This window comes from Pseudomonas sp. PSB11 (assembly GCF_014596605.1).
Taxonomy (GTDB): domain Bacteria; phylum Pseudomonadota; class Gammaproteobacteria; order Pseudomonadales; family Pseudomonadaceae; genus Aquipseudomonas; species Aquipseudomonas umsongensis.
Window position 1 is genome coordinate 111,717 of sequence record NZ_NOIO01000019.1, and the last position, 24,790, is coordinate 136,506.

22 protein-coding genes and 2 pseudogenes are annotated in these 24,790 nt (G+C 61.7%); 10 read left to right on the top strand and 14 right to left on the bottom strand.

Going from position 1 to position 24,790, the window contains the following annotated elements:
* Positions 1-30: 30 nt before the first annotated feature.
* From CGA21_RS30450 to CGA21_RS20805, 6 genes and pseudogenes are all read right to left on the bottom strand, one after another.
* A pseudogene (locus CGA21_RS30450) lies at positions 31-105 on the bottom strand (outer membrane lipoprotein carrier protein LolA); the annotation flags it as partial.
* Between the two features lie 132 nt (positions 106-237).
* Positions 238-1,773, bottom strand: a pseudogene (locus CGA21_RS20785) (ArnT family glycosyltransferase).
* A 3-nt stretch (positions 1,774-1,776) separates the two neighbouring features.
* A complete protein-coding gene (locus CGA21_RS20790) occupies positions 1,777-2,055 on the bottom strand; it encodes a lipid-A-disaccharide synthase N-terminal domain-containing protein (RefSeq protein WP_188264940.1) in 279 nt (92 codons plus the stop codon).
* Positions 2,052-2,792, bottom strand: coding sequence for a glycosyltransferase family 2 protein (locus CGA21_RS20795; protein ID WP_188264941.1), 741 nt, complete (start codon positions 2,790-2,792; stop codon positions 2,052-2,054). Before CGA21_RS20795 ends, CGA21_RS20790 begins: the two co-directional genes overlap by 4 nt.
* A 46-nt stretch (positions 2,793-2,838) precedes the next feature.
* Complete coding sequence (locus CGA21_RS20800; RefSeq protein WP_188264942.1) at positions 2,839-3,801, bottom strand: NAD-dependent epimerase/dehydratase family protein; 963 nt, start codon at positions 3,799-3,801, stop codon at positions 2,839-2,841.
* 185 nt (positions 3,802-3,986) lie between these two features.
* Positions 3,987-4,607 carry a cell wall hydrolase gene (locus CGA21_RS20805; RefSeq protein ID WP_151142539.1) on the bottom strand — a complete coding sequence of 207 codons (621 nt, stop codon included), beginning with the start codon at positions 4,605-4,607 and terminating at the stop codon, positions 3,987-3,989.
* 144 nt (positions 4,608-4,751) lie between these two features.
* Here CGA21_RS20805 and CGA21_RS20810 point away from each other — a divergent pair, with 144 nt between their 5' ends.
* The 10 genes from CGA21_RS20810 to CGA21_RS20855 all read left to right on the top strand — a co-directional run bounded on the left by CGA21_RS20810 (position 4,752) and on the right by CGA21_RS20855 (position 16,003).
* The gene (locus CGA21_RS20810) at positions 4,752-5,603 is read left to right on the top strand and encodes a CAP domain-containing protein (RefSeq protein ID WP_110753461.1); all 852 of its coding nucleotides are present in this window, start codon (positions 4,752-4,754) and stop codon (positions 5,601-5,603) included.
* A gap of 184 nt (positions 5,604-5,787) precedes the next feature.
* Positions 5,788-6,687: a bestrophin family protein gene (locus CGA21_RS20815; protein ID WP_110753463.1), complete on the top strand. Its 900-nt coding sequence runs from the start codon at positions 5,788-5,790 to the stop codon at positions 6,685-6,687.
* 78 nt (positions 6,688-6,765) lie between these two features.
* Positions 6,766-8,118 (top strand): chromate efflux transporter, encoded by a 1,353-nt coding sequence (gene chrA / locus CGA21_RS20820; RefSeq protein ID WP_110753465.1) that lies wholly within the window; start codon positions 6,766-6,768, stop codon positions 8,116-8,118.
* Between the two features lie 402 nt (positions 8,119-8,520).
* On the top strand, positions 8,521-9,885 hold the full coding sequence (locus CGA21_RS20825; RefSeq protein ID WP_110753467.1) for a glutamine synthetase family protein: 1,365 nt from the start codon (positions 8,521-8,523) through the stop codon (positions 9,883-9,885).
* Between the two features lie 152 nt (positions 9,886-10,037).
* Positions 10,038-11,321, top strand: coding sequence for an NAD(P)/FAD-dependent oxidoreductase (locus tag CGA21_RS20830; protein ID WP_188264943.1), 1,284 nt, complete (start codon positions 10,038-10,040; stop codon positions 11,319-11,321).
* Positions 11,322-11,926: 605 nt separating this feature from the next.
* The gene (napE, locus tag CGA21_RS20835; protein ID WP_020799563.1) at positions 11,927-12,094 is read left to right on the top strand and encodes a periplasmic nitrate reductase, NapE protein; all 168 of its coding nucleotides are present in this window, start codon (positions 11,927-11,929) and stop codon (positions 12,092-12,094) included.
* A gap of 32 nt (positions 12,095-12,126) precedes the next feature.
* A complete protein-coding gene (locus CGA21_RS20840; RefSeq protein ID WP_110753470.1) occupies positions 12,127-12,387 on the top strand; it encodes a chaperone NapD in 261 nt (86 codons plus the stop codon).
* Positions 12,384-14,888 carry a nitrate reductase catalytic subunit NapA gene (napA, locus tag CGA21_RS20845; RefSeq protein ID WP_188264944.1) on the top strand — a complete coding sequence of 835 codons (2,505 nt, stop codon included), beginning with the start codon at positions 12,384-12,386 and terminating at the stop codon, positions 14,886-14,888. Before CGA21_RS20840 ends, napA begins: the two co-directional genes overlap by 4 nt.
* A gap of 11 nt (positions 14,889-14,899) precedes the next feature.
* Positions 14,900-15,397, top strand: coding sequence for a nitrate reductase cytochrome c-type subunit (locus CGA21_RS20850; protein WP_188264945.1), 498 nt, complete (start codon positions 14,900-14,902; stop codon positions 15,395-15,397).
* Between the two features lie 9 nt (positions 15,398-15,406).
* A complete protein-coding gene (locus CGA21_RS20855; protein WP_008060000.1) occupies positions 15,407-16,003 on the top strand; it encodes a cytochrome c3 family protein in 597 nt (198 codons plus the stop codon).
* A gap of 4 nt (positions 16,004-16,007) precedes the next feature.
* Here CGA21_RS20855 and CGA21_RS20860 read toward each other — a convergent pair whose 3' ends face one another.
* The 8 genes from CGA21_RS20860 to CGA21_RS20895 form a co-directional block, all read right to left on the bottom strand.
* Positions 16,008-16,676 (bottom strand): ATPase, encoded by a 669-nt coding sequence (locus CGA21_RS20860; protein ID WP_188264946.1) that lies wholly within the window; start codon positions 16,674-16,676, stop codon positions 16,008-16,010.
* Positions 16,677-16,784: 108 nt separating this feature from the next.
* Complete coding sequence (locus tag CGA21_RS20865) at positions 16,785-17,972, bottom strand: OmpA family protein (RefSeq protein WP_188264947.1); 1,188 nt, start codon at positions 17,970-17,972, stop codon at positions 16,785-16,787.
* 15 nt (positions 17,973-17,987) lie between these two features.
* Entirely contained in the window at positions 17,988-18,437 is a 450-nt protein-coding gene (gene tssE, locus CGA21_RS20870; protein ID WP_110753480.1) for a type VI secretion system baseplate subunit TssE, read from the bottom strand.
* Between the two features lie 3 nt (positions 18,438-18,440).
* Positions 18,441-18,977 (bottom strand): type VI secretion system lipoprotein TssJ, encoded by a 537-nt coding sequence (tssJ, locus tag CGA21_RS20875; RefSeq protein WP_188264948.1) that lies wholly within the window; start codon positions 18,975-18,977, stop codon positions 18,441-18,443.
* Complete coding sequence (gene tssG, locus CGA21_RS20880; protein ID WP_110753484.1) at positions 18,958-20,055, bottom strand: type VI secretion system baseplate subunit TssG; 1,098 nt, start codon at positions 20,053-20,055, stop codon at positions 18,958-18,960. Before tssG ends, tssJ begins: the two co-directional genes overlap by 20 nt.
* Positions 20,019-21,788: a type VI secretion system baseplate subunit TssF gene (gene tssF, locus CGA21_RS20885; RefSeq protein ID WP_110753486.1), complete on the bottom strand. Its 1,770-nt coding sequence runs from the start codon at positions 21,786-21,788 to the stop codon at positions 20,019-20,021. Before tssF ends, tssG begins: the two co-directional genes overlap by 37 nt.
* Before the next feature lie 24 nt (positions 21,789-21,812).
* The gene (gene tssA, locus CGA21_RS20890) at positions 21,813-23,399 is read right to left on the bottom strand and encodes a type VI secretion system protein TssA (RefSeq protein ID WP_188264949.1); all 1,587 of its coding nucleotides are present in this window, start codon (positions 23,397-23,399) and stop codon (positions 21,813-21,815) included.
* Positions 23,396-24,790: type VI secretion IcmF C-terminal domain-containing protein (locus CGA21_RS20895; protein WP_317451698.1), on the bottom strand; the 1,395-nt coding region annotated here is incomplete at its 5' end. The genes tssA and CGA21_RS20895, both read right to left, overlap by 4 nt.

Genomic DNA, 24,790 nt, shown 5'->3' on the forward strand with positions numbered 1-24,790 from the left:
TAACGGCCTCCTATGGTTTCGCCCTTCTGCAGGAGCGAGCATGCTCGCGAAAAATCTGAGGGCACCACGGGGTGTCAGGTGCACAGCGTCATCGTTGACGACCATCGCGACGGTGCGACAAGCTCGCTCCTACAGGGGTCGCCCAGAGCAAAAAACGAAAGCGCCTGATTCCAGCTGTGTCCGCGTTGTGATCGTTCCGACGCTCTGCGTGGGAACGATCAATATGCAATAGCTTCGCTAGGGAACGGACACTTGCACAAGCCGATCAGCCCAGGAAAACCGATACACCGTCGGCGCCTCCACCGGATGACACAACCCATTATCCGCATCCGCCCCGACAATCGACCATTGCGCCCGGGAGTTCTCCCCCAGTTCCCGCGCAGCCGAGGGCTTGAAGCAGCGGTCCAGCAGATCGTCCGGCACCAGTGCGTAATCCTTGGGATGTTCGCGCAGCCATTGCGCAGCGTTTTCCACCGTGGAGTGGAGCATACCGAAGTGCACGATCGGTTGGCGGGCGAACAGCCAGTGCCCTTCGCTCCAGTTGACCAGGACCAGGTTCGCGCCATGGGTCATGCTGTTGGCCTGGGCCATGAGCGTTTGATTGGGATTGATCCCATCCCTGACCGGTTCGACAAAACCCCGGGCGAACCACAGCACGAACCAGGTCGCGACCAATGCCGGGAACATTCTTCGCAAGCGCGGGCGCTGGCGGAACCAACGCTGGAGCAACCAAGGCACCAGCGGCGCTGCCACCAGGACCAGCGCTGGCAATGCCGGCTAGATATACAACTTGCGCTTGCCGCTGCTGATACAGAAAAACAGCACCACCAGCGCCACCCAGCCGAGCAACACCAGCACCCGGCCATCGCGTTTTTGCAGCTGGCGGCGCCAGGCCGGCACCAGCCACGGCAACACCAATACCAATGGCAGCCAGTACTGTGGAATGACGTTGGTGAAGAAGTACCAGAAGGGTTCTCGGTGATGCCAGGCGGCGGCATAGCGTCCGGCGGTCTGGCGCAGGAGGATTTCCCGCGCATAAGCGATTTCCTCAGCGCTGCCATTGAGCGCGATGGACAAGGCCAGGGGCAGCAGCCAGATCGCAATCGCAGCCAGCATGAACAAAAACCCGAGCAGCCATCTGCGCGACTCGCCCGGCATCGCCACCCCCCCCGGCCAGCCCTTGCGCACCGCATAGGCATAAGGGATCAACAGCAACACCGGCAGAAAACCCACGCCCTTGGTGATCACCCCGATGCCCATCGCCGCGCATCCCACGTAGAACCAGCGCCACGCCGGCCCGAGCAGCAGGTGACGGGCCATGGCGTATAGGCCAAGGGTTGTGAACAGCACCAGGAAGCTGTCGATCTGCCCGGTGCGCAGGATGCTATAGGTCTGGTAGGTCGCCAGGTACAACAGTGCCGCGATGCGCCCAATACGCTGGCTCCAGAGCCGACGGCCCAGGTCATGAACCAGCGCCGTGACGGTTGCCGCCGACAACAGCCCGGGAATATACAGGGCGAGGTTGGGCAGGCCGGTCAGCCAGATGAAGAATGCCACCGTCCACATGAAGATCGGAGGCTTGTCGCCGTAGATCTCCCCGGCCCGATGCGGAATCAGCCACGAGCCGTTGTGCAGCATCTCCAGGGCCACACCGAGGAAGCGTTCCTCATCGACGTTCTGTGCCTGGCGCAAGCCCAGCCCGGCACCGATCAACAGCAAGGCGAGCAGCATCAGGACCAGGCATTCGACCCGGGGCGAGAGGTTTCGGCGCATGGTCTATTCCCTGGATTGTCGGTTTTTGGCAATCAATTGCAGGTTGCGCAAGTACACGATGGAGCCGAATGCCTGCCCGACAATGAACACCGGGTCCTGGCGGTAGATGGCGTAGGCAAACAGCAAGGTGCTGCCGACAATGCTCAGGTACCAGAAGCTCACCGGGATGACGCTGCGCTTTTTGTATTCGCTGTACAGCCACTGCAGGACGAACCGTCCGGTAAACGCGATCTGTCCGGCAAAACCGATCACCAGCCACAGGGTGTCGCGGGTCATGATCATCCTTCGAGCTCCTGGGCATGAGCGTTCAGCCGCGTGCGCTTGATCAGCCACCAGACACCGACCAGGTCAAGAATGCCCACCAGGGCACGGTCGAGGTTGCCGTATTTGGACACCCCTGCGGTGCGCGCTCGATGGTTGACCGGGTAATTGATCGTTCGGCCGTTGTGGCGCTGGATCAATGCCGGAATGAATCGGTGCATGTGGTCGAAATACGGCAGGCGCAGGAACGCCACGCGCTCGATCAGCTTCAGGCCGCAGCCGGTGTCCGGCGTGGCATCCTTGAGCAGGCGCCGGCGCAGACCGTTGGCGAAACGCGAAGCCCAGCGCTTGCTCGCAGAATCGCGGCGGTTGGTACGGTGACCCGCCACCAGCTGCACATTGCCCCTGCCCTGCTCACCGCGCACCAGCGCCAACATGCCGGGGATGTCCGCCGGATCGTTCTGGCCGTCGCCGTCGAGGGTGGCCAGCCATTGCCCACGCGCTTCCCGTGCCGCGTGGTAGAGCGAGGTGCTTTGCCCCAGCGAGCGTGCATGATGCAGGATGCGCAAGGCGCTCAAACCGCTGTTCCTGATCTGGCGCAGCTCGTGCAAAGTGGCATCGGTACTGCCATCGTCGACCACGATGATTTCATACGCTTCGTTTGCCATTGCCTCGCGCACCTCCTCGAGCAGTGGCTTGAGGTTGTTCGCTTCGTTCTTTGCCGGAATCAGTACCGACACAAATATGTCTTGGCTCATGGAGTCCCCTCGCCCTATGGTTTTACCGTTATCAGCGGCGAACGATTCAGATCTGATAAAACTGCCGATACCACTGCACAAAGGCCCCGACCCCGGCTGCCACCGACACCTGCGGGCGAAAGTCGATCCACGCTTGCAGTGCCGAGACATCGGCCCAGGTCTTGACCACATCACCGTCCTGCATCGGCATGAAGTGACGCCGGGCTTCGGTGCCCAACGCCGACTCCAGGCAATCGATAAAATCCAGCAGCGCCATCGGTTCACCGCGACCGATGTTGAAGAGTCGATTGATCCCCTCGCCCGGCGGCCGAGTGCGCAGGCGAGCGATGCTTTCCACGATGTCATCGATGTAGGTGAAGTCCCGCGCCATCTCGCCCTGGTTGTAGACGTCGATGGGCTTGCCGTTGAGGATCGCCTCGGTGAATTTGAACGGTGCCATGTCGGGCCGGCCCCAAGGCCCGTAGACGGTGAAGAAGCGCAGACCGCTGGCCTTGAGGCCGTACAGATGGCAGTAACTGTGGGCGAGCAGTTCATTGGCACGCTTGGTGGCCGCGTACAACGAAACCGGTTGATCGACCGCGTCTTCGATGCTGAAAGGCATCTTGCAGTTGCTGCCGTAGACCGAACTGCTCGAGGCATAGATCAGGTGCCCGGGGCGATGGTGCCGACAGGCTTCCAGCACATTGAGGAAGCCCACCAGGTTCGATTGGGCGTACACATCCGGATGGTCCAGCGAATAACGCACGCCGGCCTGGGCGGCCAGGTGCACCACTTCGCTGAATCGGTACTCGCCGAACAAGTCCAGCAATGCCGGCTTGTCGACGATGTCCATTTTCCGGAAGCGAAAGCCCGGCAACGACTCAAGCGCCTTTAGCCGTGCCTGCTTGAGCGCTACGTCGTAATAGTCGTTGAGGTTGTCGATCCCCACGACTTCATGACCGTCCAGGCACAAGCGCCTGGCTGTATGAAAGCCGATGAAACCGGCGGCGCCGGTGACAAGAACCGTCACGAGGCGCAAACCGCAAAGGACGCACCTGGCGGTGCCGAATGACTGCTGAAAAACCACGCCTGCTTCATGTTCTGTTTCCACTCATGACATTTCTAACGCGTTGCTCCGTCATGAAGCTTGTAAAACAGAAATATTGCAGTTTCGCGGGCCTGGATAAATTTCAAGGGTTTTTCACGTAATTATGATTACTTCGCATCACCGCCCTGGGGTTTGTAAAACCTGAACAATCCGATGTCCGCCGTATGGGTGTACTCCTTGGCCCAGTCCGGCTTCACCGTGCGATCATGGAAATACAGTGCGCCTTTGGTGCGATCCGGCAATTGCTTGTTCAGCGCCTTGCGTGCGATTTCCTTGGCCATCGCGTAAGGCACCTCCTCCTGAACGGAGTCCGGGCGCCCATCGCACCACCAGGAAAACTGGCAGCTCCTGGTCTCCGAGCCCTGCTTGACTACAGCACACACGGTATCGGGAAAACCTTCATGGCCGAGGCGATTCATGACCACGTTGGCCACCGCTTCCATGTCGGCCGAGTCCTTGCCCTTGGCTTCCCAGTAGATCGAACGGGCGAGACAGGTGATGGCGTCATCGAGCGGCGCCTTGCCCGCCGGGTCCACGGCCTGGACCTCAGGCTGGGTAATGGCTTGAGACTTGGGCACTGCCGCGGGGCCGCTGTTTTCCGCGGCCTTGTGCTCCAGCACCTGGGCCTTGTCTTCGGCGACTTTCTGTTTTTGTTCCTGGTCAGTGGCGAATGCCGGGACAGCGAGCAGGGTCAGGGCAAGGCAGGTGGAGATCCAGGCGTGGCGCATGATCGGACACTACTCCGTAGGCAGTATCGCTTGAGTGTAGTAGTGAAATGATGGCGCGGAGGATGCAACAACCCGGAAAAAGGCATTGCGCTCAAGGGGGGCACTTCGCGCATCATGGGCGCAGTCAGCTCAAGGAGGATTTCCATGCCTTTCCTATCGTCCACCCTGCGCCTTGCCGGGGTTTCACTGGGACTTCTGTTTGCCGCCACCGCGCTGGCGAGCGACGAGTCGCAACTGATCGAATCGATCAACGTCTACCGCGCCCAGTTGCAGCGTTGCGCAGGCCAGGTGTCATCGGAACTGCCGCCGCTGTCGGCCGACCCGCGGCTGGTGCTGTCCGCCGCCAGCGTCGGCAACCTGCAACAGGCCATGGCCAGTGCAGGGTATCCGATGAAGAATGTGCAGGCGATCAGCCTGACCGGGCCGCGTGATGCGCCCTCGGCCATGAAGGCGATCCAGGAAAGTTTTTGCCAGATCGTGCTCGACCCGCAGTTCGTCGACGTCGGCGTCAGCCGCCAGGACCGCGAGTGGCGCATCGTACTGGCCCGGCCATTGTTGAGTGCACGCCTGGGCGATTGGCAGGCCGAAGGGCAAAAACTGCTCGCCGAACTCAACGTCGCGCGCAGCCGCCCCCGCCAATGTGGCGCCCAAACCTTCAACGCCACCACGCCGCTGGCCTGGAACGCCACCCTGGCGAGCGCCGCCGAAACCCAGGCACGCAGCATGGCCAACAACAATTACTTCGATCACAAGGACCGCGACGGCCGTACCCCCGGCGACCGCGCCGAGCTGGCGGGCTACGACTTCCAGCAGATCGGCGAGAACATCGCCGCCGGGCAGGACAGCGTACGCAAGGTGGTCGACGGTTGGCTGGCCAGCCCCGGCCATTGCGCCAACCTGATGAACCCGCAGTTCCGCGACTTGGGGGCGGCGTATGCGGTTGATCCGAAGAGCGATGCGGGGATTTACTGGACGGTGATGTTCGGGGCGCAATGAAGGACGACAGACGCAGCGGTGCACGGTCGCTGCGCGCTTGAAAATCCTTCATAGACTCCGTCGATCACCCAGTCACTCATAGTGATTGGACGTACGGATTCGTTGCTCCTAGCCTGCGCCGCGTCATGCCCATGACCGGCGATTAAACGCCAGCTCCATCACTGTCCTTCCCAGGCGCACAACCATGATCGTAAGACCCAAACCCAACCTGATCGGCATCCTGACGTCGCTCAAAGGCTCGATCGCCAAGCGCATCGCCTGGCGCGCCCTGATGGTGACGCTGCTCGCATCGGTCATCGTGCTCGTCGAGATGTCGCACCCCAGCTATTTTTCCAAGGTCAGTGCGACGCCCTTCACCCTGTTGGGCCTGTCGCTGTCGATCTTCATGAGCTTTCGCAACAACGCCTGTTATGACCGCTGGTACGAAGCGCGCAAGGCCTGGGGCGACATGCTGGTGGAGATTCGCTCCATGGCGCGAGAAACCCAGGTCATCAAGGATGACGTCGAGCGCAACAGCCTGCTGCGTAAACTCTGTGGCTTTGCCCACGCGCTCAACGCCAGGTTGCGCCAGGAAGACGAACTGGCGGCCAGCGGGGCCTGGCTCGATCCGCTGCCCTTGGACAACGCAGGCGATCTCTGTGGGCGAATCCTGATGCAGGCCGGCCAACAATGCTCGACGCTGGCCGAGTCTGGCGTGATCAACGAGTGGCGCCACATGCTGATGGCCAACCACTTGACCCGCCTGACCCAGGTCCAGGCGGTCTGTGAACGGATCAAGAACACGCCGCTGCCCTTCCCCTACACCTTGTTGCTGCACCGCACCATCTACCTGTTCTGCATTTTGCTGCCATTCGCCATGGCCGAACCGTTGGGCTGGCTGACGCCGGTCTTCACCGCGATTGTCAGCTACACGTTCTTCGGCCTGGATGCGATTGCCGATGAACTGGAGGATCCGTTCGGTCGCGATGAAAACCAGCTGCCCATCGACGCATTGGTGCGCACCATCGAGCGCGATGTCCTGGCGGCCATGGGTGAGACGACATTGCCGCCGCCGCTCATGCCGGTGGACTACGTTTTGAGTTGACGCAGTGCCTGGCTATTCAAACCGCGTGCTCATGGTTAAAGTCGCGGGTCACAGAGTCCCTGCAAAAGGAATCGCCGTTTGAGCCCTGCCCCCGTCGAAGCACAGCAACCTGCGAAGCCCGCTGCAATCAGTCTGCGAGAAGCGTTCCGTTTCTGGCTCAAGCTCGGTTTCATAAGCTTCGGCGGGCCGGCCGGGCAGATCTCGATCATGCACCAGGAACTGGTCGAACGCCGGCGCTGGATCTCCGAGCGCCGCTTCCTGCATGCGCTCAACTATTGCATGTTGCTGCCCGGCCCCGAGGCCCAGCAATTGGCGACCTACATCGGCTGGCTGATGCACCGGACCTGGGGCGGCGTGATTGCCGGCGTGCTGTTCGTGCTGCCGTCGCTGTTCCTCCTGATAGCCTTGTCCTGGGTGTATGTCGCCTTCGGTGAGGTGCCGGTGGTGGTCGGGCTTTTCTACGGGATCAAGCCGGCGGTGACCGCCATTGTGCTGCAGGCGGCGCATCGGATCGGCTCCCGGGCCTTGAAAAACGCCTGGATGTGGGGCATCGCCGCCGCGTCATTCGTGGCCATCTTCGCGCTCAACGTACCGTTTCCCTTGATCGTTTTGGGGGCGGCAATCATAGGTTATTTCGGCGGACGCCTGGCCCCCGAAAAATTCCGTACCGGCGGGCACGGCGCCGCGCAAAAATCCTTCGGCGCCGCCGTCATCGACGACGACACACCCACGCCCGAGCATGCCCGTTTCAGCAGCTGGAAACTGCTGCGCCTGGCCCTGATCGGTGCGCTGTTGTGGGCGCTGCCGATGGCCTCCCTCACCACCCTGTTCGGCTGGGAAGGCACGCTGACCCAGATGGGCTGGTTTTTCACCAAGGCGGCGCTGCTGACCTTCGGCGGTGCCTACGCGGTGCTGCCGTATGTCTACCAGGGCGCGGTCGGCCACTATGGATGGCTGACGCCGACGCAAATGATCGATGGCCTGGCGCTCGGCGAAACCACACCCGGGCCATTGATCATGGTGGTCGCCTTCGTCGGTTTCATCGGCGGCTACGTGCATCAGGTGTTCGGTCCCGATCAGGCCTTCGTCGCCGGTGCCGTCGCCGCCATGCTGGTAACCTGGTTCACCTTCCTGCCTTCGTTCCTGTTCATTCTCGCCGGTGGCCCGCTGGTGGAATCGACGCACAACGAACTCAAGTTCACCGCGCCGCTGACCGCGATTACCGCTGCGGTGGTTGGCGTGATTGTCAATCTGGCGTGCTTCTTTGCTTATCATGTGCTGTGGCCTGAGGGCTTCGCCAATCGGCTGGACTGGCCGTCGCTGCTGATCGCCATTGCGGCCGCGATTGCCCTGCTGCGGTTCAAGCGAGGGGTCATCGAAGTATTGTCCGGTTGTGGGCTGATCGGGGTGGCCGTGCACCTTCTGCGCTGAAAACAGACGTTTACAGGTTGCGCTTTCACCCCTAGTATCCAGTCACGGCGGATAGCGTGTTATCCGCCAACGACGATTTCCCCTGCTGGAAACCTGAGTCATGAGCACCGCACCGTCAGAGCACCACTTGCTGGATGTCTCATTCCTGACCCCCTCTGCATGGGTCGTGGACGGCATTGCCTCATGAAGCGTATCGTCAACCTGCCCATGGCCCTGCGCCGCTCCAAACTGCGTCACTCCGCACGCCCGCCGGATAGCACCCTGCTCGCCTGATCGCGTCCACGACGCGTCGAGCCCCCTTACTTTTTCGCTATCGCTGCCAGAGCGCCGTGGATCTTTATCCGCCGTCGCGCCCTGGCCTGAATCCGTGCGTCCGCGGGACGCCACCGTGAGTGATGAACTATGAAATTCGCAGCCCTTGAAGACGCCCAACGCTTTTTGGCGAACAACCCGGATATCGACATGATCGAGCTGTTCATTCTCGATGCCAACGGCGTGCCGCGCGGCAAGCTGTTGCACCGCGAGGAACTGCTGGCGGTGTATGAAAGCGGTCGCCCGCTGCCCAGCACCATCCTCGGCCTGACCTTGCAAGGCGATGACGTCGAGAACTCCGGACTGGTCTGGGAGGTGGGTGACATCGACTGCCGTGCCTACCCGCTCGAAGGCAGCCTGGTGCGTTTGCCGTGGCGGCAAATTCCGACCGCGGCGGTGCAAGTCAGCATGCACCCGCAAGAAGGCATGCCGGCGAGCATCGCTGATCCACGTCACCTGCTGATCAAGGTCATCGAGCGGTTGCAAGCCGAGGGATACCACCCGGTGATGGCGTGCGAGCTGGAGTTCTATTTGCTGGACGCCAAGCGCGATCACAATGGTCGCCCGCAACCGGCGCTGGACGCTGACGGCGGTCGACCGCGACATACCCAGGTCTATGGCCTGCGTGAGCTGGAGCAGATCGAGCCTTTCCTCGCCGACCTCTATGCCGCGTGCAAACTCCATGGCATTCCGGCGCGCACAGCGATTTCCGAATACGCGCCGGGGCAGGTGGAAATCACCCTGGAACACGGCGATGCCTTGCAGGCGATGGATCAGGCGGTGCGTTACAAACGCCTGGTCAAAGCCGTGGCCCACAAGCACGGCATGCAGGCGACGTTCATGGCCAAACCCTTCGATCACCTGGCGGGTACCGGCATGCACATGCACGTCAGCATCGCCGATGCCGAAGGTCGCAACCTGTTCGCGTCCGAGGACCCGGCCGGCACCCCGCTGCTGCGCACCGCCATCGGCGGCATGCTGGCGTCGCTGCTCGATTCGCTGTTGCTGTTCTGCCCCAATGCCAACTCCTACCGGCGCTTCCAGGCCAACAGCTATGCGCCGCTGGCCCCGACCTGGGGCGTCGACAACCGCACCGTCAGCCTGCGGGTGCCCGGTGGTCCGGCCAACAGCCGTCACATCGAACATCGCATCTGCGGTGCCGATGCCAACCCGTACCTGGCAGCAGCGGCGATCCTGGCTGGCATCCATCGCGGCATCAGCGAGAACCTCGACCCGGGCGAACCGGTCCAAGGCAACGGCTACGCGCAGGCTACGCAATTGCTGCCGACCGACTGGCTGACATCACTGACGGCGCTGGAAAATTCGGTGTGGGCGCGGGATGCGTTGGGGCAGGAATTTCTGGGGGTGTACCTGGCGGTCAAGCGTGCGGAGTATCGGCAGTTCATGGCTGAAGTGGGTGAGCAGGATTGGCGTTGGTACTTGACTGAGGCGTAAACCGCCATCTGCCCCGCCCTGTGGGAGCGAGCCTGCTCGCGAAAGCGGTGTGTCAGTCACTACAAGTGCTGAATGTGTCGGCCGCTTCGCGAGCAGGCTCGCTCCCACAAGGATCGCGCTGTCTCTCGACCTCATTTCGCCTGGACAAAAACATGACCCAACGCACCCATTCCTACTACACCGCCACCCTCAACCACGAAACCGATTACCCAACCCTGCAAGGCCAGCACCGCGTCGACGTAGTCATCATCGGCGGCGGATTCACTGGCGTCGCCACGGCCGTCGAACTGGCGGAGAAAGGCCTGAAGGTCGCCATCGTCGAAAGCCACAAGATCGGCTGGGGCGCCACCGGACGCAACGGCGGCCAGGTCACCGGCAGCCTCTCGGGCGAGGAAGCCATGCGTAAACAGATGCGCCGCAGCCTCGGCGATGAAGTCGACGATTTCATCTGGCACCTGCGCTGGCGCGGGCACCAGATCATCAAGCAACGGGTGGAGAAATACGGCATTGCCTGCGACCTCAAGCACGGCCACCTGCACGCGGCGTACAAACCTGGCCACATGGACGGTTTGCGCAAGGACTACGACGAAGCGCTGCGCCGTGGCATGGGTGACGACGTCAGCCTGCTCGACCGCAGCCAGGTACGCGACCTGCTGCAGAGCGACCTCTACCACGGCGCGATCAAGAACACCCGCAACATGCACCTGCATCCACTCAACCTGTGCATCGGCGAAGCCCGGGCGGCAGAAAGTCTCGGTGCGTCGATCTTCGAAAACAGCGAAGTGCTGGAAATCATTCACGGCGACCAACCAGGCGTGCGCACCGCCCAAGGTCGCATCGATGCCAATCAGGTACTGCTGGCCGGTGACGTCTACCACAAACTGGAGCCGGGCAAGCTCAAGGGCAAGATCTTCCCGGCCATGGGCGGCATCGTCACCACTGCGCCGCTGGGCGACCTGGCCAAACAGATCAACCCTGAAGACCTCGCCGTCTACGATTGCCGCTTCGTGCTCGACTACTACCGCCTGACCGCCGACGGCCGCCTGTTGTTCGGCGGCGGCGCCAACTACAGCGGCAAGGATTCGCGCGACATCGCCGCCGAGTTGCGCCCGTGCATCGAGCAGACGTTCCCGGCACTCAAAGGCGTGGCCATCGACTATCAATGGAGCTGCGCGATGGGCATCGTGATCAACCGCATCCCGCAAGTGGGCAAACTCTCGGACAACGTCTGGTACTGCCAGGGCTACTCCGGGCACGGCATCGCCACCACCCACATCATGGGCGAAATCATGGGCCGCGCGATCACCGGGCAGCTTGAGCAGTACGACACCTTCGCTGCCTGCCAGCATATCCGCGTGCCCATGGGCGATCTGCTTGGCAACCCGATGCTGGCGGCGGGCATGTGGTACTACCAGATGCTGGAGCGACTGCGCTGATAATGCGACAGCTAAAACCCGACTGTGGGAGCCTGCGCGCCCCCACAGTTTGTCTGCAGTGACTCGAGCCGCGACTCACGCGCCAGCTATCAATTCCTTCGATCTTTCAAATCACCAAGGCGAATTTTTTATTTGCGTCCGACCTGTTCAAGATGAGCGCCATCACCCCTGACTCGGATGGAAACGACATGAATATAAATTTCGCCTTCGCCTGCATGATCGTGGTTTCATTCACCATCGCGTTGGTGCACAGCTGATGGGCAACAACGCACTCCCTTTCCTTCCAGAGTCTCCCCATGCTTTTTGCCCTTGTATCGAACGGCGGCCTCCTTACACCTGAACAGCCGGATACAAGGGTGACCTGGGTAGTTGAAGCCGAAGTGGTAAAGCACCGATCGATCGGTTAAACGAACTACTATCAAACAAGAAACCCTATCAAATCGCTGCATATTGGTAACTCAGCGGTGTAACGGTCCGCAGTGTTATAACTACATGTGGCAGACCAGTGAGTATCGGCCACCGCCTGTCGATAAAAGTCTTAGCAACACCCCCCCTTATAATTCCGTGATCTAGTCTGGAGTGCACGTTCGGCTGGAGCGCACTCCATGTCATTGACAGAAGAGCAAAAACCGCAACGACGCAAGGAAATGCGCCTGTTCCTGTTTCTTGTCATTTGCCTTTTCCCGTTACTTTCAGTCGCTATCGTCGGCAGTTACGGTTTCCTTATCTGGTTTTTCCAAATGCTCTACGGCCCTCCCGGACCGCCCAACTAAAAGCCCTTCAATAGAGCCTGTTGGAGTCAACCATGGACGAAATCCTGCATATCGCCAGCCTTGTGGTACTTGCCCGACCTGAACGCTTCGACGCCGTCAAAGCCAACCTGCGACGATTGGACGGCGTGGAATTGCATCAGGAAAGTGCCGCCGGGAAACTGGTGGTAGTCCTTGAGGCCGTACACGAAAACCAGATCCTGCAACGCATCGATCAAATCAACAATCTGCCGGGCGTACTCAACGCTGCGCTGATCTATCACGAAATTCTCGATCCCGCGGGAGACAGCCAATGAGCATGTCACGCCGAGCATTCGTCAAGGCCCAGGCCGCCGCCATTGCAGCCTCCGCGGCCGGCCTGCCGATATTCACCACTGCCAGCAACCTGGTGACCGAAGCGGACATGGTCACCCTGGACTGGAACAAGGCGCCCTGTCGTTTTTGCGGCACCGGTTGCAGCGTGATGGTCGCGACCCGGGACAACCGGGTAGTCGCCACCCATGGCGACGTCAAGGCCGAGGTCAATCGCGGCTTGAACTGCGTGAAGGGCTATTTTCTGTCCAAGATCATGTATGGCGTCGACCGCCTGACCCAGCCGCTGCTGCGCATGAAAAACGGCCGGTACGACAAGCAGGGCGAGTTCCAGGCGATCAGTTGGGACAAGGCCTTCGACATCATGGAAGAAAAATTCAAGCAGGCCTTGAAAACCAAGGGCCCCGAATCGGTCGGCATGTTCGGCTCGGGACAATGGACGGTGTGGGAAGGTTATGCCGCCAACAAGCTGATGAAAGCCGGCTTTCGCAGCAACAACATCGACCCCAATGCCCGCCATTGCATGGCCTCGGCGGTGATGGGTTTCATGCGCACCTTTGGCGCGGATGAGCCGATGGGTTGCTACGACGACATCGAAGCCACCGACGCCTTTGTGTTGTGGGGCTCGAACATGGCAGAGATGCATCCGATCCTGTGGAGCCGCGTCACCGACCGGCGCCTGAGCTATCCGCACGTGAAGGTCGCGGTGCTGTCGACCTTCGAACACCGCAGCTTCGAGCTGGCCGACATCCCCATGGTGTTCAAGCCACAAACCGACCTGTTGATCCTCAACTACATCGCCAACCACATCATTGAAAGTGGCGCGGTCAATCAGGATTTCATCAGCAAGCACACGCGCTTCGCCAAGGGCGCCGACGATATTGGCTACGGCTTGCGAGCCGATGATCCGCTGGAAAAACAGGCGAAGAATGCCGACAAGGCCAATACCTGGACAGACATGTCCTTCGAGCAGTTCGCCGAGTTCGTCAAACCCTACACCCTGGAACGCACGGCGAAAGAAACCGGGGTTGCGCCTGATCGCCTCAAGTCGTTGGCCGAACTCTATGCCGACCCCAACCGTAAAGTCGTGTCGTTCTGGACCATGGGTTTCAACCAGCACACCCGCGGAGTTTGGGCCAACAACCTGATCTACAACATCCATTTGCTCACGGGCAAGATCAGCGAGCCGGGCAACAGCCCCTTCTCGTTGACCGGCCAGCCATCGGCCTGTGGCACTGCCCGCGAGGTCGGGACTTTCTCCCACCGCCTGCCCGCCGACATGGTGGTGACCAACCCCAAGCACCGCGCCACCGCGGAAAAAATCTGGAAGCTGCCTGCCGGCACCATTCAGGAGAAAGTCGGCTTTCATGCGGTGCAACAAAGCCGCATGCTCAAGGACGGAGTGCTCAACGTGTACTGGACCCAGGCCAGCAACAACATGCAGGCCGGGCCCAACATCATGCAGGAAGTGTTGCCTGGCTGGCGCAACCCGGACAACTTCGTGATCGTCTCGGACGTCTACCCCACCGTTTCCGCCCAGGCGGCCGACCTGATCCTGCCCAGCGCGATGTGGGTGGAAAAGGAAGGCGCCTTCGGCAACGCCGAGCGCCGCACGCAGTTCTGGCATCAGTTGGTCAGCGCACCGGGAGACGCCAAGTCCGACCTGTGGCAGTTGGTGGAGTTTTCCAAACGCTTCAAAACCGATGAAACCTGGCCCGCGGAGTTGCTGGCCAAGGCCCCGGAGTACAAGGGCAAGACCCTGTTCGAAGTGTTGTTCAAGAACGGCCAGGTCGACGAGTTTCCCGTCGAGCAAATCGAGACCGGCTACAAGAACGATGAAGCCAAGGCCTTTGGTTTCTACCTGCAAAAGGGCCTGTTCGAAGAGTACGCGCAGTTTGGTCGCGGTCATGGCCATGACCTCGCGGCTTTCGATCGTTACCACAGCGAACGCGGCCTGCGCTGGCCGGTGGTCGACGGCAAGGAAACCCGCTGGCGCTACCGCGAGGGGCTCGACCCCTATGTGGAAACGGGCAGCGAAGTGCAGTTCTACGGCTACCCGGACAAGAAGGCGATCATCTTCGCCCTGCCCTACGAGCCACCGGCCGAAGCCCCGGACGCCGACTTCCCGTTCTGGCTGAGCACCGGCCGGGTCCTGGAGCATTGGCACACGGGCACCATGACCCAACGGGTGGAAGAACTGTACAAAGCCGTGCCCGACGCCCTGGTCTACATGCATCCCGAGGATGCCAAGGCCATGAACGCACGCCGTGGCAGCGAAGTGAAGCTGATCAGCCGCCGCGGGGAAATCCGCGCCCGCATCGAAACCCGCGGGCGCAACAAACCGCCGCGCGGCCTGGTGTTCGTGCCGTTTTTCGATGCCAACAAGCTGATCAACAAGGTCACGCTCGACGCCACCGACCCGATCTCCAAGCAGACCGACTACAAGAAATGCGCGATCCGCATCGAGTTGATCAGCGTGGCTTGAGGAGAACCGTCATGACTTTTCGCATCCCGCCACTGTTCCTGCTCGCCGTGATGGGCACTTTTTTGGGCGCTGCGATCGCCGCCGGGGTTGATTACCCTCTGGATGCACCGGGCCCGGACGGACGCCGGCCAGGCGGCACCCTGACGCAAAACGCGCCAGCGCCGCGCCTGGCCGACGACGAAAACAAGGACCTCAAGCGCGAGCGCAACTACCCTGACCAGCCACCGACCATCCCGCACAGCATTCGCGGCTATCAGATCGACAAGAACGGCAACAAGTGCCTGTCCTGCCACAGCCGGGCCAACAGTCCACGCAGCCAGGCGACGATGATCAGCATCACCCACTACATGGACCGCGACGGCCAGGCGCTGGCGGCTGTCTCACCGCGTCGCTACTTTTGCAACCAGTGCCATGTGCCGCAAAAAGATGTGCTGCCACTGGTGGGCAACAGCTTCGAGACCATCGACAAAATCCTGCAAGACGACGCCAACGCCGCGCAGAAACGATGAGGAGGCGCCATGAAAGCACTGTTCGCCCTGCTTAAGGACTACTGGGGCATCCTCTGTCGGCCGAGCGTTTATTTCAGCCTGGGATTCCTGACGCTGGGCGGTTTCATCGCCGGGATCATTTTCTGGGGTGGGTTCAACACGGCACTGGAGCTGACGAACACCGAGAAGTTCTGCATTTCCTGCCACGAAATGCGCGACAACGTGTTTGTCGAATTACAGGACACCATCCACTACACCAACCGCTCAGGCGTGCGCGCGAGCTGCCCGGATTGCCACGTACCCCATGAGTGGACCCACAAGATCGCGCGTAAAATGCAGGCTTCGAAGGAAGTCTGGGGCAAGCTTTTCGGCACCATCGACACCCGCGACAAATTCCTCAACCTTCGCCGTGAGCTGGCGGAACACGAATGGGCCAGGCTCAAGGCCAACGACTCGCGCGAATGCCGCAACTGCCACAACTTCGAATTCATGGACTTTACCCGCCAGGGCAAACGGGCAGCGGCCATGCATTCCACGTCATTGGCCAAGGGCGAGGCCACCTGCATCGACTGCCACAAGGGCATTGCGCACAAGCTGCCGGATATGAGCGGGGTCAAGGGCTGGTAGCGGTTCAGTTGCTTGCCACGTGATCCACCGGACCGGTGGTCACCAGTGCCTGCAACGACGCATCGAACTGTTTCAACGCGTTCACTTGCAACTCGGTCTGCTGATTGATTTGCGCGGCAATCTGCGGCGCGGCTTTGCCATGCACCCACACCGAGGGCATCTGCTCGGCACGTGAACCTTGGGCCTGGCCGATGTATTGCAGGTTCGAATCGTAGAACCTGGCCACAAACCGCGCCTCAACCTGACTGTTGCGTTTGGACACCAGGCGACTGAAAGTGTCGAGCATCACCACCACGTCCGGATGAGCCTGAAGCGCCGCATCGAGGTTGTCATAGACCGTCACCGCGGCGAACTCTTTCTGCAATGACGTCATCAACCAGCCAATCGCCCGCTGCGGGTCGGAGCTGTCGACGAACGCCTGGCTGATCCGCTTATCCAGCCCGGGGTTTTGCGCCCCCTTTACCGCCACAGCGTGATAGCTCTCGAGGTATTGCTGGGTGTTGAGCGTGTTTTCGCTGTAGAGCACCGCGACCTTTTGTGCGTGTTGCAATCGCACAGTGCTGTCGGCAATCGGCAGGATACGGCAGGACGCATCGCCAGCCATGGCCGGTGCGGTTGCAGCCACACTGGCGCTGAACAGGGCGAAAAAAGCCAGCAGGGTCGAGATTCTCATCGCGCTTATTCCTTCAATGGCGAGATCGGTATGACGCTATCTTCCTCCCTTGGCGGAAAAACAGAACTTGCATTCCTTAATGATGGGTATCGAGCGAATGAATGGTTGCTATGACGCTGCCTTCTCGCCTGTTTTCCCGCAGGCTCCCGCCTGGGGCACCAGTTGGATATCGACACGCCGGTTTGTCGCGCGCCCGGCCTCGCTGTCGTTACTGGCGATCGGCTGGCTGTCGGCAAAGCCCTGAACCGCGAAGCAGCTGTCGGGGATGTCCCCCATCCGCTGCATCCAGCCGCGCACCGCCGAGGCGCGAGCGTGGGACAGCTGCAGGTTTTGTTCGGCATTGCCCTTGGCGTCGCTGTGCCCGGCAATGACGATCAACCAGTCAGGTTGGGCCTTGATGTCGACCAGGGCACTGATTAATACCTTGGTCGAGCCGGGCTTGAGTTCGGCGCTGCCGGGAGTGAATAGGGAGAGGCTGTCCAGGCGCACCGGCTCGGGCACCCTGGGTGGCGTCTCGAAAACGCTGGTCAGGCGGTTAATGCCCTCCTTGTCCGGGCTCGCCAGCCAGGTCGTCCAGGAGGCACCCGCGGCCAAGGTAATCGTCGCGGCGGCGGCGAACAGCCAGGGGCCAAGCCGGCGCGCCTGCTTTTGCTGACCGCCAGCCAACACGACAGGCATCGGCGGCGTCGGCAGGACCACTACCGGCATCACCGGGAGCGGTTGCGGCAGTCTTGCCGACAATGCCACCGCGTCGAACAACGAGTGGGTCTGCGTGTGGCTCTGCGCCAGCCTCTGTAGCAGACCTTCGACTTGCTGACGTAGCGCTTGCAATGTGCCCGGCGAATGCAGTGCCTGTCGATTCAGCCGTGCCTGCAAGCACTCCAGTGCCGCGCCCAGTTGAGCGATCACTGGCAGCCCCCAGGGTTGCAGCTCCAGGCTGCGCAACAGGGGCTGCAGACGCGCGAATAGCCAGGCCAGGATTTCCAGGCGCGCCGGCTCCATCGCCGGCCACAGTGTTGCCCATTCGCAGACCAGCGCCTCGATCAGCGCGATCCCCTGAACCATACCTTCCAGGCCGTGGAGGTGACTACGGGCAAGTACGAAAGCAGCGGCTGTTTGCAACTCCGCCCCGTTACGCTTGAACAGCACAAGGCACAATTGTTCCACCTTGACCCAATCCACATCGGGGCAGGCCGGATGGCTCAGCCTGGCCAACTCTTCACGCAGTGCCTTGAACTCACTGAAAGCGCTTGGGTCGCCGCCAAGCCTGATTCGCATCTCAAACATCGCTGTCATTGCGCATTCCTTTGGTTAATCAATTCCCGACATCGATAGATAGTGCTGTCGCTTCAAGTGACGCACCAGGACATGGCCACCTGGTGTGAGCGTGGTGCCGAAGGTCAGTCGACGGCCCCCCTTGAGTTGCACTTCGAGGCTGTACTCCAGATGACCCGGTCGGGTCTGGGGCAACAGTTCGATGCCAATCGTGGCCAGGCGCGGCTCGTACTTGGCCAGAGTGTCGGCCATGGCACTCATCAGTTCATGCGCCGTCCCCGGTAGACCCTGCAGAATCCGGCCCATGTCCGGCAAGCCATAATCGGGCAGATGGTCGAGCGCGCCGGCCCGGCTGTTTAAGATGCGACGCAGGTTGTCCAGCACCGACAGCGTGCATTGATCCTCATCGGCGACCAGATGCAGATCCAGTTCGCCGTCGAAATTCTGCAGGAGCGTCTCGTACAACGAGGGATTGAGGTCGCTCATCCGTCACTCCTTGGCCAGTGGGCGCAGGGTCAGTCTGTTGTCCCCCAGTTCGATCACCCGCACCCGGTCCGGGTCGAGGTCATCGCGTGCCAGGGTCAAGCGCCAGGTATCGGCTCGGTTATCGACCTCACGGAACAATGCGACCACGGCGATATAGCGTGCCTGCTTGTCCAGGGGGATGTTCAGTTGCACGCCTTGGTCGGGCTTGACCACCAGGGTTCGTTTGTCCAGCAGGTCGGCACTCAACACGTGCTCGTCCTGGCTGAGCAAGCTGTCGTAGTTGGCCTTTTCCAGCGCCTTGCGGTCACGCAGCTGATAAACCCGCACCAGGGTCGGCACGGACAACGCGTTCATGTCGATCCCTGCAGTGTTCAGCGCTGCACGCCCGCTGAGGTCCAGGTGCAGGGTTTTCACCTGCTTGTAGAAGATCGCCTCGGTGGTCGAGGTCGTCGCGTCTGTCACGCTCTGGGTTACTCCGCAAGCGCTGAGCAATACACCGAACGCGGCGACCCCCAATGATTTAGCAACGGTACGCGACATGCTGTGTCTCCCTGACCTGGCGGTTTTTCTGCAGGCCTTGATAGCGGCCCAGATTGATCGTGATGATGGTGCTTTCGCAGGCCTGCCTGGCATCACTGCCCAGGCCCAGGACCGCGGTCATGCCCAGCGACACCTGTGCTCGTCCCAACAGCGGTGGCGGCAGGCTGTGCAGGGGCAACGATAACTGCAGCTTTACCGTGCAACGCCAGCCCAGGTACACGCGCAGCAATACCAAAAGATCGTTGTATAACTGGCCACCCGGCAGCCAGCCACGGGCCTCGTCCCGGTCTTCGGTGAACAGCGCCAGATGCAACTGACTGTTGGCGTCGTAGCCGACACCACCCAGGGGGGTGCCCTGGGACAAGCGCACCGGATGCTCGGCGGACAGGCTCGCCGGCTGCGCCAGCAGCACTTTCTGCGGCCAGTGTGGCGTTACCTGTATCCGGGTTTCGCGAGCCAGCAACTTCACCAGCGCAGCGATGCCTTCGGCGTTGCGAGTTGGCAGTCGCATCACGCTGAGCAAGGCGAGGAAGCGCGATATCGGCGTGGCAACCTGCCTGGCAGTTCCGGGAATACCCAGGCCGATCAGTCCCAGCAGACACTGCGAGGTTGCATCCGTACCACCGGCTTCGAAGGCGGCGGGATAGGAGTACTTGCGCCATATCCGGTAGAACTGGGTAAAGATCCGGTGGTTGAAAATGTCCAGGAACGCTTCGAGCGCCTCGTGTCCCTCGCGTCGCTGGGCGATATCGTCCAGAAAAGCCGTCGGCAATGGCGAGTCCACGCCATACAGACCCAACAGGCGCGTGCGCACCGTGGCCGGGCGCCAAGGATGCTTATCGTCGGTTTCAATGGCCTTCAGTTCTCCGGCAGGGAAGCCCATGCCCGGGTCTGGCCGAAAGCGGACCGGTTCATCCGCAGGTGACGTGGTGCTGCCCAGTGGCGGGTAATCGTGCAGCGTCTGTTCAAGCAACTGGCAGAAGCGATACAGATTCGCCTCGGCCACCTGCCCCTTCAGGGCTTCGAGTAAACCGCTGGCTTTCAGCCGGGAATTCGCTGACTGTGGTTCTCGTTCCATCGCAGGCACTTTCCAGTAGGTTGCAGGATCAGCGTGAGCTGGTTATAGAGGTGGATGTCGGCGTACAGGGCGAAGAAGCGATTGAGCATTTCGCCGAACAGACTGATGTCGCCCTCACCGCTGAAGCCGTTGGCATCCAGCGTGACTTCGATATCCACCCCGCGCAGCAGAAAGCCTCTTTCGAAGCGCTGGACCAGGTGGTGGCTGACCTCGACAATCGCCGCCAGGCGACGCCGGTTCAGCTCACTGCCCGTCCAGTCATACAACGCCAGCGTGCCGCGCAGCACTTCGGCATTGTCGAGCATCGGCAGGAAGTTCGACCCAAGATGACTGAGCACCCGCCAGTGGAAGCGGTCGCGGTTGGGCGGATAGCACGGCAAGGTCGGCGCACACAGGTTGCGCACCCGCAAGTCGACCTGAATCGATTGCACCGGCGTATCGAGCAAGGTGCCTTGCAGGGCCTTGCGCGGCAGTTGTCCGTGGGTGCCGGTCAAGCGCAGCGACAGACTTTCGCTGCTGTCCAGCCGATCCTGATCGAAACCTTCGCCACCCAGGATCAGCCAGGTGTCATGCAGGCCATTGGGGCCACGCTTGAGTCGCGTATGGAAATACCGCTCCGGTGCTTCGTCACGCAACATGCCTCCCTTGTGACGAAAGCTGGTGAATGGCACGTATTCATGGCGCACGGCGCTCTTTGAGCCGCTGACCCGATCCACCGAATAAATCTCCGTATGCCCGTCCTGCAAGCGCATGGGACGAAGCAGGTAATCTGTTTGCAGGGGCGCCAGGGTCATCGGGTCGGACTCCAGCGTGAACAGATTGATCACTGGCACGCAATGCAGGCGAATGTGCTCGGCGCTCGGAATGAACGCCTGGGGCAATGGCTCGCGCAGCACCACCTCGAGTTCGAACCAGGGGGTATTCGGTGGCAGCTCCAGGTGCTCGAGCCCGCAGAGGGTCACGAACATGAACTTCTCGCGAAAGGTGAAATACTCCAGCAGCAACTGATAGCCACTGAAGGCACTGTCGCCCTTGGGCCACAGGCGATCCTCGTCACCGAATCCCTTGGGCATGAAATAACCGTCCAGCCGCTCGCGCACATCCTGGCCCGGCAGACGCACATACAGTGCTTGGCTGTTCAGCGTCAGCGCCTGATGCAGCGCACTGGCCAGCGCCGCATCGGCATTGAGGTACAACGGCAGGCGGCTCAGGTCGATCTCGCTGGCGTTGGCCATTGCACCGCAGGCAAAACGCAGTCTCAGCAGCGAGCGACCGTCCGGTTCATGGGCCACCTGCACGCGCTCCAGGGCTAGCGGCTGCAATGTCAGGCCTTGGGTGGTGGTATAGCGGCAACGGGTGCGCAATGGTCCGATGGGTTGCGACAGCACTTCAAAACCGCTGCCGATGTGCTCGCTGCGCTTCATCTGCGCGAGCTCGGGCAGCAACTCGACAATCGAGAGCGACGGTATGGTGCGCAGGTAATGTGGCCAGAGCAGGCTGACCAGTCCTTCGGTCAGCTCCGGCAGGTCATCATCAAGCTTTTCACGCAACCGCCCCATCAGGAAGGCAAACCCTTCAAACAGCCGCTCCACATACGGGTCGCGCGCGCCCGACTTGTCCAGGTTCAGTTGGGCCGCCCGGTCTGGAAAAGCTTCGGCAAACTCTTTGCCGGCCTCGCGCAGGTAGCGCATTTCGGCGTCGAAATACTGCAGTGTCAGATTGTCGATGCTCAAAGAAAAAATCCTGATAAATGAAGTTCAGCCACAGAGCACTGCGGCACGTACCGGGTCGACTGCCACCAGCGCTGCCAGCAGCGCCTCCATGCGCCGGGTCAGCCCGGGTTTGTCCGCGTCATTGCGTTGAGCTTTCAGGCGCAACAGCTTGAGCAGGCGAGCCTTGACCTCGAAACTCAGCTCCGTTTCCCATTCGGCCAACCCATGACGTTGTCCACTGGCATCCAGTTCGCCGAGCAGGTGAATGGCCAGTTCGCTCTTGCCGTATTGCTCGGCCACCCGCGCCATCAGCAGGCGCAACAACCAGCGTTGGCGGCCGGTATGGATGCCCGGACGCGCGGCCAGCCAGGCCAATGAGTGCTCGACGCCATCGCTGTCGGCCTGGGCCAGGGCCTCACCTTCCAATGACAGGATCCCGGGGTCCTCGCCGGTTGCGGCAACGGTCGGCGCCGGTAGCCATTGCTGAGGCCGATTGCCACAGACGTGCTGGCTGATCCACTCGCGTGTCACCTCGTCCGCCAAGGGCGAGCCATCGTTCCAGCACAACGCCTCCAGCCCCGGCAAGCGCTCGAGGAACATGCCCAGGTCGCGCTTGGCAATGTCGGCCCAGCTGTCCTGTGGCGCGGGTTGTTTGCTCAGTGCCTGGTACAGGTACCACTGCAAATCCAGCCAGAAATGGTTCACACCCTCGGCGTAGATCCGCTCTACCAAATCCAACAGTTCACTGAAGTTTTGTTGCAGGTGCAGGCGCTTGAGTTGTGCGCGGTATTCGCCACGGGGGGGTGCCAGGCGCGTCTTGCCACTGGCGTCCTGCAGTGGTGCTGCATGCACGGTATCCCAGCGCAGGCTTTTCATCAGGCGATGAGCCGCCAACCAACCCTGGGATTGTTCGCGCAAATAACCTGCCAACGCTCGACCGCTGTCCAGCAAGTCGCGCCCGGATCTGATGACCGTCGCGTCGGGGGCAGCCGCTCGCGTGTTCGTCTCGTGGCTGGCGCTGTTCTGCGGTACCAGCGCGTCGACCCCGCCCGATTGCGCCAGCCGCGCAGACAACGCGGCATATAGCGCGCCGAGGTCGGGACGCTGATCCTGGGGCCAGGCGGCCAACTCACGCTCCAGCCAGGCTAGCGCCGCCACCGTGCGCTCGGCTTCGTCCTTGACCACCTCGGGGTAGCGCGACAGGGTGTCGAGCACCTTGCTGCTCGCCAGCCACTCCAGCGCCATTTTCCGGCTGTGGGGACGCGCGGGCAGCACCAGGGCGGCATAGCGTTCCAGCAATGCGGCCAACAGGTTCAGGCCGTCGGCCAAGCCTGCTTCGCCATCCCTGTGCAAGCGTGCCCATATGTAATAAGTGACTACCCGCAGGTCCTTGGACGATCCGGCAAGCAGCGTCTGCGCCAGGTGAATGACCTGTTCGATATCGGCCCCGGACAGTTTGTTGACCTCCTCACGCATGCGTTGGAAGTCATCGTCACAGGCCGGGTCTTCGCCTACGGGCAAGTCCGCGCTGATGGGCTGCAACCAGGATTGCCAGTGCGCTGCCTGTGCTCGGGCAAGGCCCAAGGCATCGCGCGCTCCCAGGCAACGTTCGATCAATCGCTCCAGGCTCATTCAAACCTCCCGTTCATTGCATAGGGCACAGCTTTCTCGTCCTTGCCGAGAAAAATCTGCGTCGGCAACTTAAAGCCGCGCAACTTCAGCAACGCCATCGGCCCCGCCCCCAGCTCAGTGCGCAAATACCAGGTCAGGCCAATGCCATCGGGCGCCTTGAGCACCAGGCGAAAACGGCTGTCGCCATCGTCCAGCGGCGTGACCTGCGCCTGTTCCAGCAGGCGGATCAGGCCCCAGGTGCCTGCGTAATCGCCGAACAGCCGTTCGTTGGCCTGCACGCTGGTCCAGGTCAGGCTCGCGCCGGGGTATTGGCTGCGACCCGGCCAGTTGAAGCGCTGCCAGCTTTCCTTCTGGTTGAAGTACTCGTGTTTTTCGCCATTGAGGGTGAAGGTGGTTTGCACCACGTCGCGCACCGGTTTGCCTTGCAGTTCGAAGCTCAGGCCCATGCCGCCGTCGGTAAACAGCACGTCGGCCAGGTGGCTGAGCTGGTTGATCGCCGTGAGGAACTGCGGGTTGAAGCGCAGGCCCTGGCTGTGTTGGGCGTCGGCCACCCAGCGGCTGCCCTCCTTGCGCAGCAAGCCGCCCAGTTCGCGCTGCAGGAATTGCTCGAGGCGCCCGGAGTCGGCGCGGATCATCTGCCCGAGCATCGGCAGCGAGGCGTCGCTGGCGGTGACCGCGAAGGGGTAGCGCCCGGTGAACGCCTCGTGCCATTCGCTGACGATCGCCCGTTGCCAGTGGCGGTTGAGGCTGCTGGCCGAGGGTTGCAGGACCCGCTGCCAGGCTTGTTCCAGCGGCTGCACGAACAGGGTCTGGCCGATGCCGCCCCACTCCGCGCCAAGGCTGGCGGCGAGCTGGCTGCCGTAGGCGCGGGTGTCGGTGAGGTCGATGCTTTTGCCCTGGAACACCGTCTGCGCCAGGGTCTGGGTCATGTCCTGCGGGTCGGCGGCGTGGTTCACCTGCTGCAGGGTCAGGCGGGTGCGGGTGACCTGGTTGAGGAAGGCTTGCAGGCTCAGGCGCTCGTTATCGCTCTGGCCTTCGGGGGTCTTGCCGAGCAAGGCCAGCAGCGGGCCGAAGGTGGCGTCCAAGGGGCCTTGGGGGCCCTGCTGCGCCTGCTCGATCAGCGGCGCCGGCGCCTGGGCGATCAGCTTCTGCGCCGAGCTGATCAGCGAGTCGGCCAACGCCTGGCTGCGGGTGCCGGCCTGGCCCTGGTAGGCCAGGGTGTTCATCAGCGCGATCAGCGGCGACTGGCGCACGTCGCTCATCAGGGTCAGCTGGTCGATCACCTCGCCCAGGTTGTTGGCCGGCTGCCAGCGCAGGCGGTTGAGGAACTTCAGCCAGGCGCTGGCGTAGTCCTGGAAGTAGCGCCGGGTCAGGCGTTCGCGCAGCATGTC

Coding starts and splice junctions, on each gene's coding strand:
- CGA21_RS20790 (WP_188264940.1), bottom strand. CDS start 2,055: ATGATCATGACCCGCGACACCCTGTGGCTGGTGATCGGTTTTGCCGGA.
- CGA21_RS20795 (WP_188264941.1), bottom strand. CDS start 2,792: ATGAGCCAAGACATATTTGTGTCGGTACTGATTCCGGCAAAGAACGAA.
- CGA21_RS20805 (WP_151142539.1), bottom strand. CDS start 4,607: ATGCGCCACGCCTGGATCTCCACCTGCCTTGCCCTGACCCTGCTCGCT.
- CGA21_RS20810 (WP_110753461.1), top strand. CDS start 4,752: ATGCCTTTCCTATCGTCCACCCTGCGCCTTGCCGGGGTTTCACTGGGA.
- CGA21_RS20815 (WP_110753463.1), top strand. CDS start 5,788: ATGATCGTAAGACCCAAACCCAACCTGATCGGCATCCTGACGTCGCTC.
- CGA21_RS20825 (WP_110753467.1), top strand. CDS start 8,521: ATGAAATTCGCAGCCCTTGAAGACGCCCAACGCTTTTTGGCGAACAAC.
- CGA21_RS20830 (WP_188264943.1), top strand. CDS start 10,038: ATGACCCAACGCACCCATTCCTACTACACCGCCACCCTCAACCACGAA.
- napE (WP_020799563.1), top strand. CDS start 11,927: ATGTCATTGACAGAAGAGCAAAAACCGCAACGACGCAAGGAAATGCGC.
- CGA21_RS20840 (WP_110753470.1), top strand. CDS start 12,127: ATGGACGAAATCCTGCATATCGCCAGCCTTGTGGTACTTGCCCGACCT.
- napA (WP_188264944.1), top strand. CDS start 12,384: ATGAGCATGTCACGCCGAGCATTCGTCAAGGCCCAGGCCGCCGCCATT.
- CGA21_RS20850 (WP_188264945.1), top strand. CDS start 14,900: ATGACTTTTCGCATCCCGCCACTGTTCCTGCTCGCCGTGATGGGCACT.
- CGA21_RS20855 (WP_008060000.1), top strand. CDS start 15,407: ATGAAAGCACTGTTCGCCCTGCTTAAGGACTACTGGGGCATCCTCTGT.
- CGA21_RS20860 (WP_188264946.1), bottom strand. CDS start 16,676: ATGAGAATCTCGACCCTGCTGGCTTTTTTCGCCCTGTTCAGCGCCAGT.
- CGA21_RS20865 (WP_188264947.1), bottom strand. CDS start 17,972: ATGACAGCGATGTTTGAGATGCGAATCAGGCTTGGCGGCGACCCAAGC.
- tssE (WP_110753480.1), bottom strand. CDS start 18,437: ATGAGCGACCTCAATCCCTCGTTGTACGAGACGCTCCTGCAGAATTTC.
- tssJ (WP_188264948.1), bottom strand. CDS start 18,977: ATGTCGCGTACCGTTGCTAAATCATTGGGGGTCGCCGCGTTCGGTGTA.
- tssG (WP_110753484.1), bottom strand. CDS start 20,055: ATGGAACGAGAACCACAGTCAGCGAATTCCCGGCTGAAAGCCAGCGGT.
- tssA (WP_188264949.1), bottom strand. CDS start 23,399: ATGAGCCTGGAGCGATTGATCGAACGTTGCCTGGGAGCGCGCGATGCC.